Genomic DNA, 15,270 nt, shown 5'->3' on the forward strand with positions numbered 1-15,270 from the left:
CCGGTGATCCCGAACCTGATGTTGCGTCAGGTCCGGCCGGTCCATTTCGGCGGATCCACGGACGGGACACCGCGGACGGGAATGCGTGGGGCTCCCCGATCGTTGTCCTCGGGAGTACCAACCCCACAACGTTAGGATCGACTGCTCGTGAGCCAGGTCCCCACCATCACCCTCAACAACGGCCTCGAGATGCCGCAGCTCGGTTTCGGTGTCTGGCAGGTGCCGGACGACGAGGCCACGGCGGCCGTGACCACGGCCCTGGAGGCCGGGTACCGGAGCATCGACACCGCCGCGATCTACGGGAACGAGACGGGCACCGGGAAGGCTCTCGCCGGCTCCGGTGTCCCCCGCGAGGAGCTCTTCGTCACCACCAAGCTGTGGAACGGCGAGCAGGGGCACGACTCGACCCTCCGCGCGTTCGACGCGTCGCTGGACAAGCTGGGCCTGGACTACGTCGACCTCTACCTGATCCACTGGCCCGTGCCGGCCAAGGACGCCTACGTCGACACGTACAAGGCCTTCGAGCGGATCCTCGCCGACGGCCGCGCGAAGTCCATCGGGGTGTCGAACTTCCACCCGGAGCACCTGGAGCGCCTGATGGGCGAGACGTCCGTCGTGCCCGCGGTCAACCAGATCGAACTGCACCCGCAGCTCCAGCAGGCCGACGCACGCGCCTTCCACGCCCGGCACGGCATCGTCACGGAGGCCTGGTCGCCGCTGGGCTCGGGCAGGGGCCTCCTGGAGGTCCCGACGGTGGCCGCCGTCGCCCACAAGCACGGCAGGACCCCCGCGCAGGCGGTGCTCCGCTGGCACCTGCAGACCGGACACGTGGTGATCCCCAAGTCCGTGACGCCGTCGCGGATCGCGGAGAACATCGACGTCTTCGACTTCGAGCTGGACGCCGACGACCTCGCCGCCTTCGCCGCTCTCGACGAGGGCAAGCGCCTCGGCCCCGACCCGGCCGAGTTCAGCGCCGGCGCCTGACCCGCGCTGTCCGACGGCGCCCCCACCGCTGCTTTACGCGCGGTGGGGGCGCCGTCGTGTTCCGAGGCGCTACTCCGCGCCGTGCGAAGGGGCGACGGCCTCGATCCGGGCGGCGAGTCCGAGGTCCTTCGCCGTGACGGCACCACCCGCGTCGTGCGTGTGCACCGAGACTGCCACGGTGTTGTACCCCAGTGTCAGGTCCGAATGGTGATTGAGCTCGTCCTGGATCCGGGCGACGTGGACGGTCAGCGCTGCGGCGGCGAAGTGGGACGGCAGCCGGTAGGTACGGGTGATCCGGTCCCCCTCCAGCCGCCAGCCGGGCAGTTCACCCAGTCCGGCCTCGACGTCGTGCGCGGACAGCGGTTCGGTGGGCACAGGGGGGCTCCTCGGGGGCCGGCGCGGTCAGCGGTGCCCGTGACGTTACGGTCCGGGGGGCCCGCTGTCGCGCCCGACACGGAACGCGCCACCGGCGCGGTGGCCGGCGGGGACGGCGCGGAGAACGGCGAGGCCGCTCCCCGCGGAGCGCGACCGCCGCGTCCGGTGGTGGCGTCCGGCCGAATCCACGGAGCGTCGCCGTCAGGTGGCGTCCACCCGTGTCCACGGAGCGTCGCCCCTGCCGAGCAGCACCGTGACGGCGACGACCCCCAGCAGGATCACCACGGCGGCCAGCAGGGGCAGTTCGCGTGGGCCGCCCAGCACGGCGGCCCCTCCCGCCACGGCGCCGGCCAGCATCGCCGCGGGCGAGAGGCCCCGTCGGCCCACCCTGCTTCCCGGCCCCTTGGCGAGCCGGCTGTCGGCGACTGTGCCGGTGAGCGTCCGGGTCAGCACCGTGGTCGTGAAGTCGGGGACTGCCATGGCCCGGACAGCGGCGTTCTGCACGCCGAGGCCGAGACCCAGCAGCGCGATGAGCGCGAAGCGGGCGCCTCCGGTGTAGGGGCCGCCCGACACGAGGGAGACGACGAGGGCGGCGGCCAGACAGGCCGTCTCGACGAGGAGTGCGTTCCGCAGCCGGCGGCCCCGGTCGGCCCGGGTCCTGTGCACCGCGATCCCGCCGGACCAGGCCCCGGCCACGAACGACGCCAGGGCCACCGCCGAGGCGAGCACCGAGAACCCGGGGGCGCCCGCGAGGGCGAAACCCATGAAGACGACGTTGCCGGTCATGTTGGCGACGAAGACGTGCCCCAGGAGCAGATAGCTGAACGCGTCGACGAGCCCGGTGAGCACGGTCAGCGCCAGCAGGAGCGGCGGCAGCGGCCCGTCCGGTCCGTCCAGGTCCGGTACGAGTGTGGCCCAGGCGTCACGCAGCACGACGGGCATGAGCGGCGGACTCCGATCGCTGGGCGTGCTCGGGATTGTGCCGCAGCCGTGCGCCTGCCCGGCCCGTACGCGCCGGGCAGGAGCGGATTCGTCCTGCCCGGCGCGTGCGGATCGCACCACGGATCGCACCCGCGAACAGCCGGGCGCGGGGGCGCCGTGCCCGTGCCCCGGCCGCGCACGGTGCTACACCCGCGCCCCGTTGTCAGCAGGGTCACGGCGGCGGCCCGGCTTCGCCCCGCTCCGCGACCGCTTCGCCGCGGGCGGTGGCGCCTTGCTGCTCCGCTCCAGCAGAAGTGCCCCGGGGACTGCCGTCAGCACCGAGGAGTACGTGCCCACGCAGACGCCGATGAGCAGAGCGAGCGCGAAGTCCGCGAGCGAGTCGCCGCCGAGCACCGCCAGGGCGACCAGGATGAACAGGACGCCCGCCCCGGTGTTGACCGTACGGGGCACGGTCTGCAGGACGGCGTGACCGGCCACTTCGAAGACGGGTGAGCGGCGGTTGCGCGCCCACAGTTCCCGTACCCGGTCGAAGACCACCACCGAGTCGTTGACGGAGTAGCCGATGACGGTGAGCAGGGCGGCGAGGAAGATCCCGTCGACGGGGCGTCCGAGCCAGGCGAAGGCGCCGACCAGTACGACGACGTCGTGCACCAGCGCCCCGACGGACGCCACGGCGAACGTCCAGCGGAACCGCGCGGCCAGGTAGGCGAGTTGCACGAAGACGGCGACACCCAGCGCGATCAGCGCGTGACGGCGGAGCTCGTCGCCGAGGCTGGGGCCGATCAGCTCGTCGCGCACCTTGGTGGTCTCGCCGCCCTCCTCCGCCAAGGCCGAACGCAGAGCGTGCTCCCCGTCGTTGTCGAGGCCCCCGGTCCGCACGGACAGGTCGCCGCCACCCGCGGTGGTGACCTCGGCGTCCTCGAAACCCGCCGCGGCGATGGTGTCGCGGGCGGTCTCGACGTCGACGGGCCGGCTGGTGGAGTACTCCACCAGCCGGCCCCCGGTGAACTCCACCCCCAGATCCACCCCACGCACGAGGATGCCGGTCACGGCGATCAGGACGAGCGCGAGCGAGGTCAGCAGCCAGCGGCGCGGCGACCGGAAGAGCCGGGGGTCCCGTGCCTCGATCCAGGTACGGACCCGGCCGGGCATGCCGATCCCGTTCACCTCCCGGTAGTCGCTGACGAACCGGGAACCGGCCGCGATCTCGGTGAGGGCCCGGGCGATGACGAGTGCCGAGAACATCGAGACCAGCACCCCGATCGCCAGTGTCACCCCGAAGCCCTTGACCGGTCCCGAGCCGAGGAAGAACAGGAGCGCGGCGGCGATCAGGGTCGTGACGTTGGAGTCGGCCACGGCGCTCCAGGCGTTCCGGAAGCCGGCGGTCAGTGCGGAGCGCAGCGAACGGCCGGGGCCGGCCGCGTACTCCTCGCGGGCCCGTTCGAAGACCAGGACGTCGGCATCGACCGCCATCCCGATGGCGAGGACGAACCCGGCGAGCCCCGGCAGGGTCAGGGTGACTCCGAGGGCGACGAGCACGGCGTACGAGATGACCGCGTAGGCCGCGAGGGCGAGAGCCGCCAGGGCCCCGAAGAGGCGGTACACGCAGGTGATGAAGAGCGCCGTGGCGGCGGCGCCGATCAGCGCCGCCGTGGCGCCGGCGTCGATGGCTGCGGCGCCGAGTGTCGGGCCGACCGTCCGCTGTTCGACGATCTCGACGGGCACGGGGAGGGCACCGCCCTTGACGAGCAGGGCGAGATCGCGCGCCTCGTCGGCACTGAACGAACCGGTGATGCGCGTGGATCCGGAGGGCAGACCTGCTTCGCAGGCGACCGACGGATCGACCTGGGGCGAGGAGATGACCTTTCCGTCGAGCACGATCGCGACGCGGCGTCGCTCGTCTCCGGCCGGATGGCAGGCCGCGTCCCCGGTCAGCCGGGTCCACCGCTCACCCGCGTCCTTGTGGAAGTCGAGGGCGACGCTCCAGCCGGAGCCTTGTTGCGCGTCGAAGCCGGCAGTGGCGTCCGCGACTCCCGCGCCGGACAGGTGGACCGGACCGAGGGACAGGGGGCTGCCCTGTTCGTCCGGCAGCGTCGGCCCGCTGCCTTCCCGCTGCCCGGCCGTGGGCCCGTCGTCCGGTCCGGTCTCGCCGGGGCCGCGCACCGCGTGGAATCCGAGCTGGGCCGTCCTGCCGATGACGTCGGCGGCCTGGCGCGGGTCCTGGACGTCGGGGAGTTCGACGATGATCCGGTCCTCTCCCGACCGGGTCAGGACGGGTTCGGCGACACCGAGCGAGTCGATGCGCTTGCGGAGGACCTCCATGGTGCGATCGGTGCTCTCCCGGTCGGCCTCGGCGGTGTCCGAGTCCTTGGCCTGCAGCACCATGCGGGTGCCGCCCTGGAGGTCCAGGCCGAGTCTGGGGGACATGGTCAGTGTGATGAACACGGAGACGAGCAGCGCGGCAGCAGCCAGAACCGCCCGCACCGTGGTGGCGCGAGTCATGGGAGTCCTCCCGGGCAGGCGTCGGCCGCCCCGGACTCAGAGAGGTCGGACGGGGCGGGACGCCAGGTCTGTGGAACAGGGCTCGTGTACGACCGGCTGTCCGGCCGTCACCTCGGGAGGACCGCGCACCCCGGGCAGTGCGGCCCTGTTCCGTCCGCGCGCGGACGGACCGCCTCCGGCAGGCCCCGCCCCGGCGCCACGGAGCGGGGCGAGCTCCGGGGGCAGCGCCGGCAGTGTGCCGTGGCCGGGCGGTGGGAAGGGGTGCGGGGCGGGCGGACGGTCGACGCCGGCACGCGGCCCGGGCTGGGGAACGGCCTCGGTGAGCCACCCGGGGACGGTCACGTCGGTCGCCGGGGAGCCGGAGATCTGCGCGGCGGGGTAGCCGGAACCTGGGCCGGCGCTGAGGCCGGGGCCGTACGGCGCCACCGGATCCGCTGCGACGGCGTGTGCGGGAGCGTCACCGGCCTGGCGCTCAGCGCTGGACAGTGCGGCCGGGACCGGCGCGGAGGCCGCCGGAACAGGTATCGCCGCTGCGACCGGAGCGGGCAGTACCGTTCCGGAAGGGGTGGGCCCGCCGCCGAGCAGGGTGAGCACCGCCAGGAGCAGCGCGATGAGGACGTGCCCCGCCAGGGCTGCGGACGGCCGTGGGTACGGGTGCCGGGGAGGCGCGTTGCTCCGGTACGCCCCTGTCGGGTGGTTCACCTCGGCCGTGCCGAACTCGCGGGCGGTGTCCTCGAGATGATCGTGGCCATGTGGCGCAACGTGCTGACCGGTGGCGGCGCGCTGCGCACCGATGTCACCGGCCTGATCGCGGCACGCCTAGGAAGGGCGTCCGGTTCCAGGTCGGTGAGCCCCGTGTCCGCCTGACGGGCGTCCACGATCACTCCGTCGACGACGGGCACGGGACCGCCGGCCGCTTGCCCGGCGCACGCGGCGGCGGCCTCCGCGCTGTTGAGGACCACGGCGGTGGCGGGACCGAGGCGGGCGGGGAGTTCTTGCGCCTGCGCGCGGTGGTCCTGCCCGGCCAGGACGGGCCGGCTGAGCACGACCACGCTGTCGCGCAGGTCGGCGCCCAACGCCGTGTCGGCGATGCGTGCGAGCAGCCTGACGCAGGACTCCGCGTCGACGATGCGCCCCCGGCGGACCGGCCGGCTGGCGCTGTCGTCGGAGACCGGCCCTCCGGACAGGAGCCCGTGCCCGGGGACCCAGGCACGCGTGCCCGAACCGCCCAGGTCTACGGCCGGCAGGCGGGAGATCCCGCGACGGCGGGTGTCGCCGTCGGGCGCCCCCCACCCTCCGGGGGCCCGCCGACCACGCCGCAGACCGTCACACGAAGAACGCATGCCCAACACCCTCCGGACCGCCGGCGCGGCCGTCACCCGCCCGTCGGGTGCAGGACCCGCTGATTGCGAGGTTCGATCGAACCCTCACTATGCAATACGGGGAAAAGAAACGCCACCTCCTTGATGATTCCAAGGTCCAATTTCATGTGGACCTTCTATCCCTCTGTGACGAGATAGGCCTCCACCAGCGCAGCGAACGCCTCGGGCGCGGCGATCTCGACCCCGAGATCCTCCGCCTTGGCCCGCTTCGACCCGGCCTTCTCGCCTGCGACCAGCAGACTCGTGCGCTTCGAGACGCTGGACGAGGACTTGCCGCCCGCCCTCTCGATCAGCTCGTTCATCTGATTGCGCGAGAGCTTCTCCAGGACGCCGGTCATGGCACCGGTCACCACGACCGTCATGCCGTCGAGCGGCAGACCGGTGGACTCCCGACCCTCGGTGGCTTCGCCCTCCGACGCTCCCGGCTCCGGCGGGGGTGTCGCGCCGGGCTCGGTCATGTTGACCCCGGCGGCGATGAGTTTGCCGATCAGTGGCTGGAGCTCGGCGAGCTCCGTGACGACGGCCGCCGCCTTTTCCTTGCCTATGCCGTCCACCCGCTGGAGCACCTCTGCGTCCGCGGAGACGACGCGGTCCATGGAGGCGAAGTACCGGGCGATTCGACGGGACATGGAGCGTCCCGTGCCACGCACACCGAGGGCGCAGAAGACGCGGGACAGCGGCCGCGCCCTGGCCGCGTCGATCGCCGCCAGGAGGTTGTCGGTGGAGGTCTCCCCCATCCGCTCCAGCGACAGGAGCTGATCCCGCTCCAGGGTGAACAAGTCGGCGAAGTCCTGGACGAGGCCGGCATCGACGAGCTGGACGACCCTGGTGGCGCCGAGGCCCTCGATGTCCAGCTGGTCGCGCCCGGCGGCGTACGAGACGGAGGCGACCACACGGCAGTCGCGGCCCCGGGTGCATCGCCAGCGCTGCTCGCTCATGTCGATCTCCGAGCCGCACTGCGGGCAGACCTCGGGGAAGTCGATCGGCTTCTCGTCACCCGTCCGCAGATGCGCGACGGGGGCCTCGATGCGGGGGATGATGTCGCCGGCCTTGTAGACCATCACGTGATCGCCCAGGCGCAGATCGCGTCGGGTGATGTCGGCCGGGTTGTGCAGCGTGGCGTACCCGACGGTGGATCCGTCGATCTCGACGGGCTCCAGGACGGCGCGCGGCGCGATGATGCCGGTCCTGCCCACATTCCATTCGACGCCGAGCAGCCGGGTGACCTTCTCGACGGCCGGCAGCTTGTAGGCGATGGCCCATCGCGGCGCCCTGGTGCCGGAGCCGGCGTCACGCCGGTCCGCCGCGAGGTCCGCCTTGATCACGATGCCGTCGATCCCGAACGGCAGGGAGGGGCGCAGGGCGGCGATGTCCTCCACTCCCGCCCGTACCTCCTCGGCCGTGGTGACGGTGCACGGCGCGACCGCGGTGTCCGCCGCCGTGTGCACACCGAGCTCCGCGACGTACGACAGGACCTCGCTGTGCGGGAGTTCGGCGAGGGTGGCTGTCAGTTCTCCGGAGTCCGGAAGGGCGAGCGCGCCGTAGGCGAAGAAGGTCATCTCCACGCGGTACGGGCGGTCCTTGGCCCGCAGGGTTCCCGCCGCCCCGTTGCGCGGATTGGCGAACGGCGCCGCGCCGTGCTCCGTGCGCACGGCGTTCGCCTGCTCGAACTGCTCGTCGGTCATGACGATCTCGCCACGCACCTCCATGGTGACCGGCGCATCGAGCCGCGCGGGAAGGCCGAGCACCGCACCCACCGCATGGGAGACGTCCTCGCCCGCCGTCCCGTCCCCCCGGGTGATCAGCCGCTCCAGGCGGCCCTGCCGGTAACGCGCGGCGACGGCCAGGCCGTCGAGCTTGGGCTCGACGCTCCAGGCGGCGACGGGCCGCTTGATCCGTCGCTCCACGGACGCGGTCCAGGCGACGAACTGCTCGGCGGAGAAGACGTTGTCCAGCGAGAGCATGGGAACGGTGTGCGGCACGTCCCCCGAGGCGGCGCCGCCCGCCACCTTGCCGGTCGGCGACGCGTCCAGCACCTCCAGCGGGTGCTCCTCCTCGTAGGCGGCGATCCCCCGCACCAGGCGGTCGTACGCGTCGTCGTCGAGCCTGCTCTCACCTGCGGCGTAGTACGCGGCGGCGGCACGCTTCGCCTCTTCCACGGCGGCCGCGTAGGCGGCGGTGTCGGCGGGCGCGCCGACTGAGTTCGTCGTCATGAACACCATCCTGCCGTGCACCACTGACAACGCCGCCGGACCCACGGTCGCACAGAGGAAGGAAAGAACGCTCTCACCCATTCGGGGACCGCAACTCCGTGGAAACAGAGGGTAATTGCAGGCATGGCGCAGCCCATTGACATGCATGCGTCACGTTTGGGCGGAGGCCGGGGAGCGGGCCGGGACTCTCGCGACCGCCCGCGACGGGCAGTTGGCCGCTCCGGCCGCCCTTTGTACGGGCAGGCCCACTGACGTGCCGGAACCCTTCGCCTGCCCGTCGGATCACCCGGTATAAAGACTGCATGACAGCCGACGTTTCACCGCCCGTACGCCCCGCCACCTTGGAGGATGTGGCCGCGGTGGCGGGCGTCTCCCGGGCCACGGTGTCCCGGGTGATCAACGGTGCGACCACGGTGGACCCTGCCCTGCGACGTGTGGTGGAGGAGGCGGTCGCCACGACGGGCTACGTGCCCAACCGCGCCGCGCGATCCCTGGTGACCCGGCGGACCGACTCGATCGCCCTGGTCGTGTCCGAGCGTGAACGGCGTCCCGTCGCCGAGCCGTTCGTCGGCCGGATGTTCTCCGACCCGCACTTCGGACGGGTCGTGGGCGGAGTGCTCGACGTGCTGCGCCCCGCGGGCATCCAGATGGTGCTGATGCTGGCGGACGACGAGACCTCGCGCAACCAGCTGCTGTCGTATCTGCGTCAGGGCCACGTCGACGGCGTGGTGCTGATCTCCTCGCACGCCGACGATCCGCTCCCCGCCCTGCTCCACGACACGCGGCTGCCCGCCGTGCTGGCCGGCCGGCCGCTCCGCCCTTCGCCGCTCACCTACGTCGAGGCCGATCAGCGCGCGGGTGCGCGGATGGCCGCCGACCTGCTCGTGTCGCTGGGAAGGCGGCACATCGCCAGCATCGCGGGCCCCCAGGACAGGCCCGCCGGACAAGCACGGCTGGACGGGTTCCTGGACGCGCTGGCGGCGCACGGGATCGGGGACGTGGAGGTGGCCGAAGGCGACTTCACGCACACGGGCGGTGCCTCGGCGATGCGGAAGCTGCTGCACGACCGCCCGGGGCTGGACGGGGTGTTCATCGCGTCGGACCTGATGGCCCTCGGCGCCCTGCCCGTGCTGCTGCGGGCGGGCAGGGACGTGCCCGGGGACGTGGCGGTGGTCGGCTTCGACGACAGCAGCGCTGCGCTCGCCTGCGATCCCCCGCTCACCACGGTCCGTCAGCCGGTGGAGGAGATGGCATCCGAGATGGCACGGCTGCTCCTGAAGCAGATCGGCAAGTCCGGTCGTCCCGAGCCGTCCGTGGTCTTCCATCCGACGCTGGTGCGGCGCGAGTCCGCGTGACGCCCGCCCCGGTCAGCCGCGTGCACCGCGAACGGCGTCGTCGGAGTCCGTGAGGGGCTCGTCCCGCACGGACTGCCTCGGCACGTCGCCGTGGAGCGGCTCTCCCCGGGAGGTCACCGCGCGCGAGGACTCCTCGTGCGGCGGCCCGTCCGGCAACCGGCCGTCGAGCAGGCGGACGGGCCCGTCCGGGACGGCTCCGTCCGCGCGGGCGGCCCCGTCGACGCCGCCCGGCTGCAGTGGCACCTGCGGGCCGGAGAGCTCCCGCAGCCAGCGTGCGAGGACCCGGTGCACCGCCTCGGCCCCCACCAGACCGGCCGCGGCCGTGCCCCGCAGACTGTCGGCGGCCACGGCGCCCTGCGTGCGCGGGACGTCGGCCGCCACCGCGTCCAGGGGGTCGGCCAGTGTGCGGGGCCACAGCAGGAACGGCTTGGACTGTTCGCCGCCCAGCCCCCCGTGCGAGCCGATCTGCTCCTCGAAGGCGTGCACCCGCCCGGTGACCGGGTCGTACATCGAGTTGACCATGACGTCCGCGACGTGCGGGAAGGTGTCGGTGCGGCGCACCGCGTCCGCCGCACCGTCACCGAAGACGGCTATCGGCCCCTGCCCGTCGGTCAGCTCGGCGACCGGGGTCTCCTCCCCGCCCGGGCCGAGCACCACCGACCCGTGTCTCTCGCTCCGCACGAGCAGGAAGCCGACGCCCGGATGTGCGGCGAGCGTGCCGAGCAGTGCGGGGCAGCGGCGGTCGATCTGTTCGCGCGAGGCGCGGCCCTCGATGTCCGGGAAGGACAGCAGGCCGAGGTTCCCCGAGGCCAGCACGACCGGGTCGGAGGACTTCGCCGGGTGCTCCGCCTCCCGCCCGCCGACCGGCCTGTGCAGCGCCGTGCGCACGGCGTCCCGGGCCTCCGAGGCGCTCCGGGTGCGCTGCGCCCTGCGTGGGACGGGCAGCCCGCAGCCGGCCCGTACGAGATCCCTGAGCGTCAGGCCGTACCGCCCCGCGAAGGTCTCCCCCGGGCTCTGGCCGTGGTCGGAGAGCAGCACGACCCGGTAGTCGCGCGGGGTGTGGTCCGCGATCTTGATGATGAGGCCCAGCGATCGGTCGAGCCGGGCGAGGACCTTCTCGGCGTCCCTGCTGTGCGGTCCGGAGTGGTGGGCGACCTCGTCGTAGGCGACCAGGTCCGCGTAGACCGCGGTGCGTCCGGCGAACATGTCGCCGATCAGCGCGGAGACCACCACATCACGCTCGACGACCGTCGCGAACGCCCTGATGAACGGGTAGAGCCCGCCGCGTTTGACCCGGGGGAACTCCTTGCGCGCCCGGGCCAGGGTCGACTGGCCGATCTCCCGGCCCACCTCGGCGACGAAGGACAGGAAGGTGCGGACCGCGTTGGCGGGGTCGGAGAAGTAGGCGAAGTAGCCCGCCCTGGAACGGCGTCCCTTGCCGCGCCTGGCGGCCATCGAGAGGACCAGGGCGAGCTGGTCCGCGCCGCCGCTGAAGAGGTTGCCCCGGCTCGCGCCGTCCACCGTGAGGAGGCCGCCGTAGCGGGTGTGGGCTATGGCTCTGCGCTGGAGTTCGAGGGCGCTCGCCGGTCTGCTGGAGACCATGACGGTGCCGGTCTCCTTCTCGAACCAGCGGAAGGCGGGCACGTCGTGGTTGGTGCCGTGGAGGATGCCGAGCTGACTCGCACCCGTCTGGCTGGACCAGTCGGTCGTCCAGGGGGTCAGCCGGTGGCCCGCCTCGTCGGCCAGCAGTCCGGCCACGGTGGGCATGACGCCGTCGGCCGCCGCCCGTTCGAGGACGCGGTGGCCGACGCCGTCGAGCTGGACGAACACGATGCCGGGCGGCCCGCCGCGGCCGCGGTCCGCGGATCCGGGGGTGCCGTCGCGTCTGCGGCGCCGGTCGGCGAGGCGGGAGAGCCTGCGCCGGTAGGCATCGTCGTCACGGACCGCGAGCGCCGTGGACGCCGCTGAGGCGACGGCGGACATGACCGCCGCGACGACGACGGCGGTCTCCGGGTCGGCGTCACCGCGTCCGTCCGGGATGAGCCGCAGGGCGATCAGCAGCAGCGAGCCGTTGAGGAAGAAGACCAGGGCACCCAGGACGAGGGCGGGCACGATGAGCAGGGCTCTGACGAGTACGGGCCACACGAGGGCGGAAAGGAGTCCGAAGGCCCCCGCGCCCCAGGCCGCTGTGAACGCGGTCCGCGTGACGCTGTCCCCGTCGTCGGACTGGAGCCGGAAATCGGGCAGGATGCCCGCGAGCGCCAGCAGGGTGAGGGTGGACACGGCCCACACCGAGATCACGCGCAGGAGGGCTCCGCCCGCCGTCCGCCATCGCCCGTCACTCACGCCGTCCCACCTCACGTCAGGGCCCGGTGTTCGTCACGGACCCGCGTCAAGCCTGTCATAGCCGCCGAGGGGCTCCCCGGGCCCCCGCACCGGGCCCGGGGCCGGGCAGCCGATGGGCTCCCCCGTGGTCAGCAGCCGTCGTAGCCGGCGGTGGGCATGGAGAGCCTGCGGTGGACGCCGGCCTTGGAGCGTGCCGTGTACACCGGCTCCTCCAGACCCGCGAGTTCGAGCCGGACGCCGCGCCTGCGGCACTCCGCCTCGAAGCCGGGCACGGAGACGAGTGCCCGCTCGAGCACCCGGTCGTTGGGGGCCACGAACAGCTCGACCCGCCCGCCCGCGCCACCCCACAGGGCGTGGTGGTCGGGGCGCAGCCCGTACACGCGCAGCTGGTGGGTGACGACGTATCCCCGGTCCGCGGCCCAGCGCGCGCACATGGCGTGCTGGCTGCGGGTGTCGACGAGGAACGGGTCGCCGTCGAGTTCCTCCAGCGGCGTGAGACTGGCGATGGCCGCCACCCGTACGTCCCCGACGACGTCCCCCATGAACGGATCCCCCCGTGCTCGGATGCTGGCGACGACCCTACCCCGGCGGTAGCCCTGTGTAACCGTTCCTGCCCGTGCCGGAACCGGTGTGAAGGAGCACTCCGGCGTGGGGAGGGCGCGGAGCGCCTACGCTCGTACGCGCACAGCCATGTCGGCGGCAGGGACGAGGAGGCGGAGCGATGGAGGTCACGTGGTGGGGTCATGCCACCTGCACGATCGAGGACTCCGGGGTCCGGGTGCTGACCGATCCGTTGTTCGTACGCCGCTTCGCGCATCTGCGCCGCCGCCGCGGCGAGGTCCCGCCCCCGCAGGCCGCGGTCGCGGACGCGGTCCTGATCTCGCACCTGCATTCCGACCACCTTCATCTGCCCTCCCTGGCCCGGCTCGCCCCCGGCAGCCTGCTGATCGTCCCCCGCGGCGCGGTCGGGGCCGTCCCGGGCCTGCGGGTGCTGCGCCGGCTCCGCGGGCTGCGGATCTCGGAGGTCGGCCCCGGGGACGTCGTGCGGGTGGGCGAGGTCCTGGTCCGGGCGGTGCCCGCACTGCACGACGGACGCCGGCTGCCGTTCGGCCCGCACCGGGTACCCGCCCTGGGATACGTCGTCGAGGGCGAGGCCCGCACGTACTTCGCCGGTGACACCGGGCTGTTCGACGACATGGCCGATGCGGTGGGGCCGGTGGACGTGGCGCTCCTGCCGGTCGGCGGCTGGGGGCCGAATCTGGGCCACCACCATCTGAACGCGACGCGCGCGGCACAGGTGTTGACGATGCTGGAGCCCAGCTCGGCGGTCCCGGTGCATTACGGGACGTACTGGCCGATCGGGATGGACGGTGTCCGGCCGCACGAGTTCCACGCGCCGGGCGACGAGTTCGTGCGGCAGGCGGCCAGGCTGGCGCCGGAGGTGGCGGTGCACCGGCTGGGGCACGGAGAGCGTGTGAGGCCGGAGGCCCGTAGGTGATAGAGGAAGTACTGGGGCAGCTGCCGACGGAGTCGACGCAGCAGGCCGTCGCCTACCCGTCGTTGTTCGTCCTCGTGGCTCTCGGTTCGCTGGTGCCCGTGGTGCCGACGGGGGCGCTGGTGAGTTCGGCCGCCGTGGTGGCGTTCCACCGGATGTCACCGTTCACCCTGCTGGTCACCTTCGCGGTGGCCGCGGGTGCGGCGTTCCTCGGCGACATCTGCCTGTACTGGCTGGGGCAGCGGGGGGTCCGGTCGAAGAACGGGTCGAAGTGGCTGGAGGCGATAACCCGGCGCGCCGCGCCCGAGCGGCTCGAGCAGGCCCAGCGGAAGCTGGAGGAGCACGGGACGACCGTGCTGGTGCTGTCCCGGCTGATACCGGCCGGTCGCATCCCGGTGATGCTGGCCTGTCTGCTCGGGGGGATGCCGCTGAAGCAGTTCGCCCGGGGTGACGTGCCGGCCTGCCTCGCGTGGGCCGCGACGTATCAGCTGATCGGGATCCTGGGCGGTTCGCTCTTCCGGGAGCCGTGGCAGGGAGTGCTGGCCGCGGTCGTGCTGACGCTGCTGATCAGCGGGACGCCGGCGCTCTGGCGGCGGCTGCGGACCCGCATGGCGGACTGAGGCCCCGGGCACGGGCCGGGCGGGGTCAGGCGCCCAGGACACGGGAGCCGCCGACCGGCAGGTCCCAGAGGTCGGCGCGCGGGTGCCCGGCCCGCTGCCAGGCGGTACGCAGCCGGGTCAGCGGTTCCAGCACGGGTTCCGCCGACAGGAGGAACGTCGCCCAGTGCATGGGGGCCATGGCGCGCGCTCCCAGGTCCTCGTACGCCTGCACGGCCTCCTCGGGATCGGTGTGGACGTCCGACAGCCACCAGCGGGGCTCGTACGCCCCGATGGGGAGCATCGCGAGGTCCAGGCCCGGATAGCGGCGGCCGATCTCCTTGAACCAGTGGCCGTAGCCGGTGTCCCCGGCGAAGTAGAGCCGCCGCCCGTCGCCGTCGCCGAGCACCCAGCCGCCCCACAGGGACCGGCAGGTGTCGAGGAGGGTGCGCTTGGACCAGTGGTGGGAGGGCACGAAGTCGAACGTGACACCACCCAGTTCCACCGATTCCCACCAGTCGAGCTCGGTGACGCTGGTGAAGCGACGGCGCCGGCACCAGCGGCCGAGTCCGGCGGGCACGAGGAGCGGGGTGTCCCTCGGGAGCCGGCGGAGCGTGGGGGCGTCGAGGTGGTCGTAGTGGTTGTGGCTGATCAGGACCGCGTCGACGGGGGGCAGTTCCTCCCACCGGACGCCGACCGGGGTGATCCTGGCCGGGGTGCCGAGGATGCGGCGCGACCACACCGGGTCGGTGAGGACCGTGAGCCCGCCGATACGGACGATCCAGCTGGCGTGCCCGGCCCAGGTCACGGCGACGGTGTCCGGGCCGGCCGCGGGCAGCGGCCGGGGGGCGTACGGCAGACGGTGGATGCCCCGGAGTCCCTCGGCGTTGGGCCGCAAGGCGCGCTCCCTGGCCAGGCGGGTCATGCCCCTGACACCCGGAAGCGGCGCCGTGAGCCGGTCGGCGAAGGAGCGGGGCCACGACCGGAGCTCGCCGAGGCGGCGCGGAGCGGTGGCGGGACGGCCCGTGGGCGCGGCGCCGGCTCCTGCGATCGGGCGCTCGGTCTGTTCCGTCATCGAGA

The 15,270-nt window shown here is 73.1% G+C and carries 13 protein-coding genes; 4 read left to right on the forward strand and 9 right to left on the reverse strand.

From position 1 onward, the window contains the following. Positions 1-147 precede the first annotated feature (147 nt). On the forward strand, positions 148-984 hold the full coding sequence (locus OG206_RS05115) for an aldo/keto reductase (RefSeq protein ID WP_327112649.1): 837 nt from the start codon (positions 148-150) through the stop codon (positions 982-984). A gap of 69 nt (positions 985-1,053) precedes the next feature. On the opposite strand, the gene OG206_RS05120 is transcribed toward OG206_RS05115, so the two are convergent. The 6 genes from OG206_RS05120 to ligA form a co-directional block, all read right to left on the reverse strand. After that, positions 1,054-1,359 carry a 4a-hydroxytetrahydrobiopterin dehydratase gene (locus tag OG206_RS05120; protein WP_327112651.1) on the reverse strand — a complete coding sequence of 102 codons (306 nt, stop codon included), beginning with the start codon at positions 1,357-1,359 and terminating at the stop codon, positions 1,054-1,056. A gap of 201 nt (positions 1,360-1,560) precedes the next feature. Beyond that, positions 1,561-2,301 (reverse strand): YoaK family protein, encoded by a 741-nt coding sequence (locus OG206_RS05125; protein WP_327112653.1) that lies wholly within the window; start codon positions 2,299-2,301, stop codon positions 1,561-1,563. A gap of 183 nt (positions 2,302-2,484) precedes the next feature. Further along, complete coding sequence (secD, locus tag OG206_RS05130) at positions 2,485-4,803, reverse strand: protein translocase subunit SecD (protein WP_327112655.1); 2,319 nt, start codon at positions 4,801-4,803, stop codon at positions 2,485-2,487. Positions 4,804-4,839: 36 nt separating this feature from the next. Then, complete coding sequence (locus OG206_RS05135) at positions 4,840-5,505, reverse strand: hypothetical protein (protein ID WP_327112657.1); 666 nt, start codon at positions 5,503-5,505, stop codon at positions 4,840-4,842. Beyond that, the gene (locus OG206_RS05140; RefSeq protein WP_327112659.1) at positions 5,502-6,146 is read right to left on the reverse strand and encodes a hypothetical protein; all 645 of its coding nucleotides are present in this window, start codon (positions 6,144-6,146) and stop codon (positions 5,502-5,504) included. Before OG206_RS05140 ends, OG206_RS05135 begins: the two co-directional genes overlap by 4 nt. A 155-nt stretch (positions 6,147-6,301) precedes the next feature. Next, positions 6,302-8,398 carry an NAD-dependent DNA ligase LigA gene (gene ligA / locus OG206_RS05145; protein ID WP_327112661.1) on the reverse strand — a complete coding sequence of 699 codons (2,097 nt, stop codon included), beginning with the start codon at positions 8,396-8,398 and terminating at the stop codon, positions 6,302-6,304. Positions 8,399-8,700: 302 nt separating this feature from the next. Here ligA and OG206_RS05150 point away from each other — a divergent pair, with 302 nt between their 5' ends. Continuing rightward, positions 8,701-9,753: a LacI family DNA-binding transcriptional regulator gene (locus OG206_RS05150; protein ID WP_327112663.1), complete on the forward strand. Its 1,053-nt coding sequence runs from the start codon at positions 8,701-8,703 to the stop codon at positions 9,751-9,753. Positions 9,754-9,765: 12 nt separating this feature from the next. Here OG206_RS05150 and OG206_RS05155 read toward each other — a convergent pair whose 3' ends face one another. After that, positions 9,766-12,099 (reverse strand): phage holin family protein, encoded by a 2,334-nt coding sequence (locus OG206_RS05155; protein ID WP_327112665.1) that lies wholly within the window; start codon positions 12,097-12,099, stop codon positions 9,766-9,768. Between the two features lie 128 nt (positions 12,100-12,227). Further along, positions 12,228-12,641, reverse strand: a complete 414-nt coding sequence (locus OG206_RS05160; protein WP_327112667.1) for a hypothetical protein — start codon at positions 12,639-12,641, stop codon at positions 12,228-12,230. 179 nt (positions 12,642-12,820) lie between these two features. Here OG206_RS05160 and OG206_RS05165 point away from each other — a divergent pair, with 179 nt between their 5' ends. Together OG206_RS05165 and OG206_RS05170 are read left to right on the forward strand one after the other, a co-directional pair. After that, positions 12,821-13,597 (forward strand): MBL fold metallo-hydrolase, encoded by a 777-nt coding sequence (locus OG206_RS05165; protein WP_327112669.1) that lies wholly within the window; start codon positions 12,821-12,823, stop codon positions 13,595-13,597. Further along, the gene (locus OG206_RS05170; protein ID WP_327112671.1) at positions 13,594-14,214 is read left to right on the forward strand and encodes a DedA family protein; all 621 of its coding nucleotides are present in this window, start codon (positions 13,594-13,596) and stop codon (positions 14,212-14,214) included. Before OG206_RS05165 ends, OG206_RS05170 begins: the two co-directional genes overlap by 4 nt. Positions 14,215-14,239: 25 nt before the next feature. Here OG206_RS05170 and OG206_RS05175 read toward each other — a convergent pair whose 3' ends face one another. Further along, positions 14,240-15,265, reverse strand: a complete 1,026-nt coding sequence (locus tag OG206_RS05175; protein WP_327112673.1) for an MBL fold metallo-hydrolase — start codon at positions 15,263-15,265, stop codon at positions 14,240-14,242. Between the last annotated feature and the right edge of the window lie 5 nt (positions 15,266-15,270).

The organism is Streptomyces sp. NBC_01341, from assembly GCF_035946055.1.
Lineage (GTDB): Bacteria > Actinomycetota > Actinomycetes > Streptomycetales > Streptomycetaceae > Streptomyces.

Coding starts and splice junctions, on each gene's coding strand:
- OG206_RS05165 (WP_327112669.1), top strand. CDS start 12,821: ATGGAGGTCACGTGGTGGGGTCATGCCACCTGCACGATCGAGGACTCC.
- OG206_RS05125 (WP_327112653.1), bottom strand. CDS start 2,301: ATGCCCGTCGTGCTGCGTGACGCCTGGGCCACACTCGTACCGGACCTG.
- ligA (WP_327112661.1), bottom strand. CDS start 8,398: ATGACGACGAACTCAGTCGGCGCGCCCGCCGACACCGCCGCCTACGCG.
- secD (WP_327112655.1), bottom strand. CDS start 4,803: ATGACTCGCGCCACCACGGTGCGGGCGGTTCTGGCTGCTGCCGCGCTG.
- OG206_RS05140 (WP_327112659.1), bottom strand. CDS start 6,146: ATGCGTTCTTCGTGTGACGGTCTGCGGCGTGGTCGGCGGGCCCCCGGA.
- OG206_RS05160 (WP_327112667.1), bottom strand. CDS start 12,641: ATGGGGGACGTCGTCGGGGACGTACGGGTGGCGGCCATCGCCAGTCTC.
- OG206_RS05175 (WP_327112673.1), bottom strand. CDS start 15,265: ATGACGGAACAGACCGAGCGCCCGATCGCAGGAGCCGGCGCCGCGCCC.
- OG206_RS05150 (WP_327112663.1), top strand. CDS start 8,701: ATGACAGCCGACGTTTCACCGCCCGTACGCCCCGCCACCTTGGAGGAT.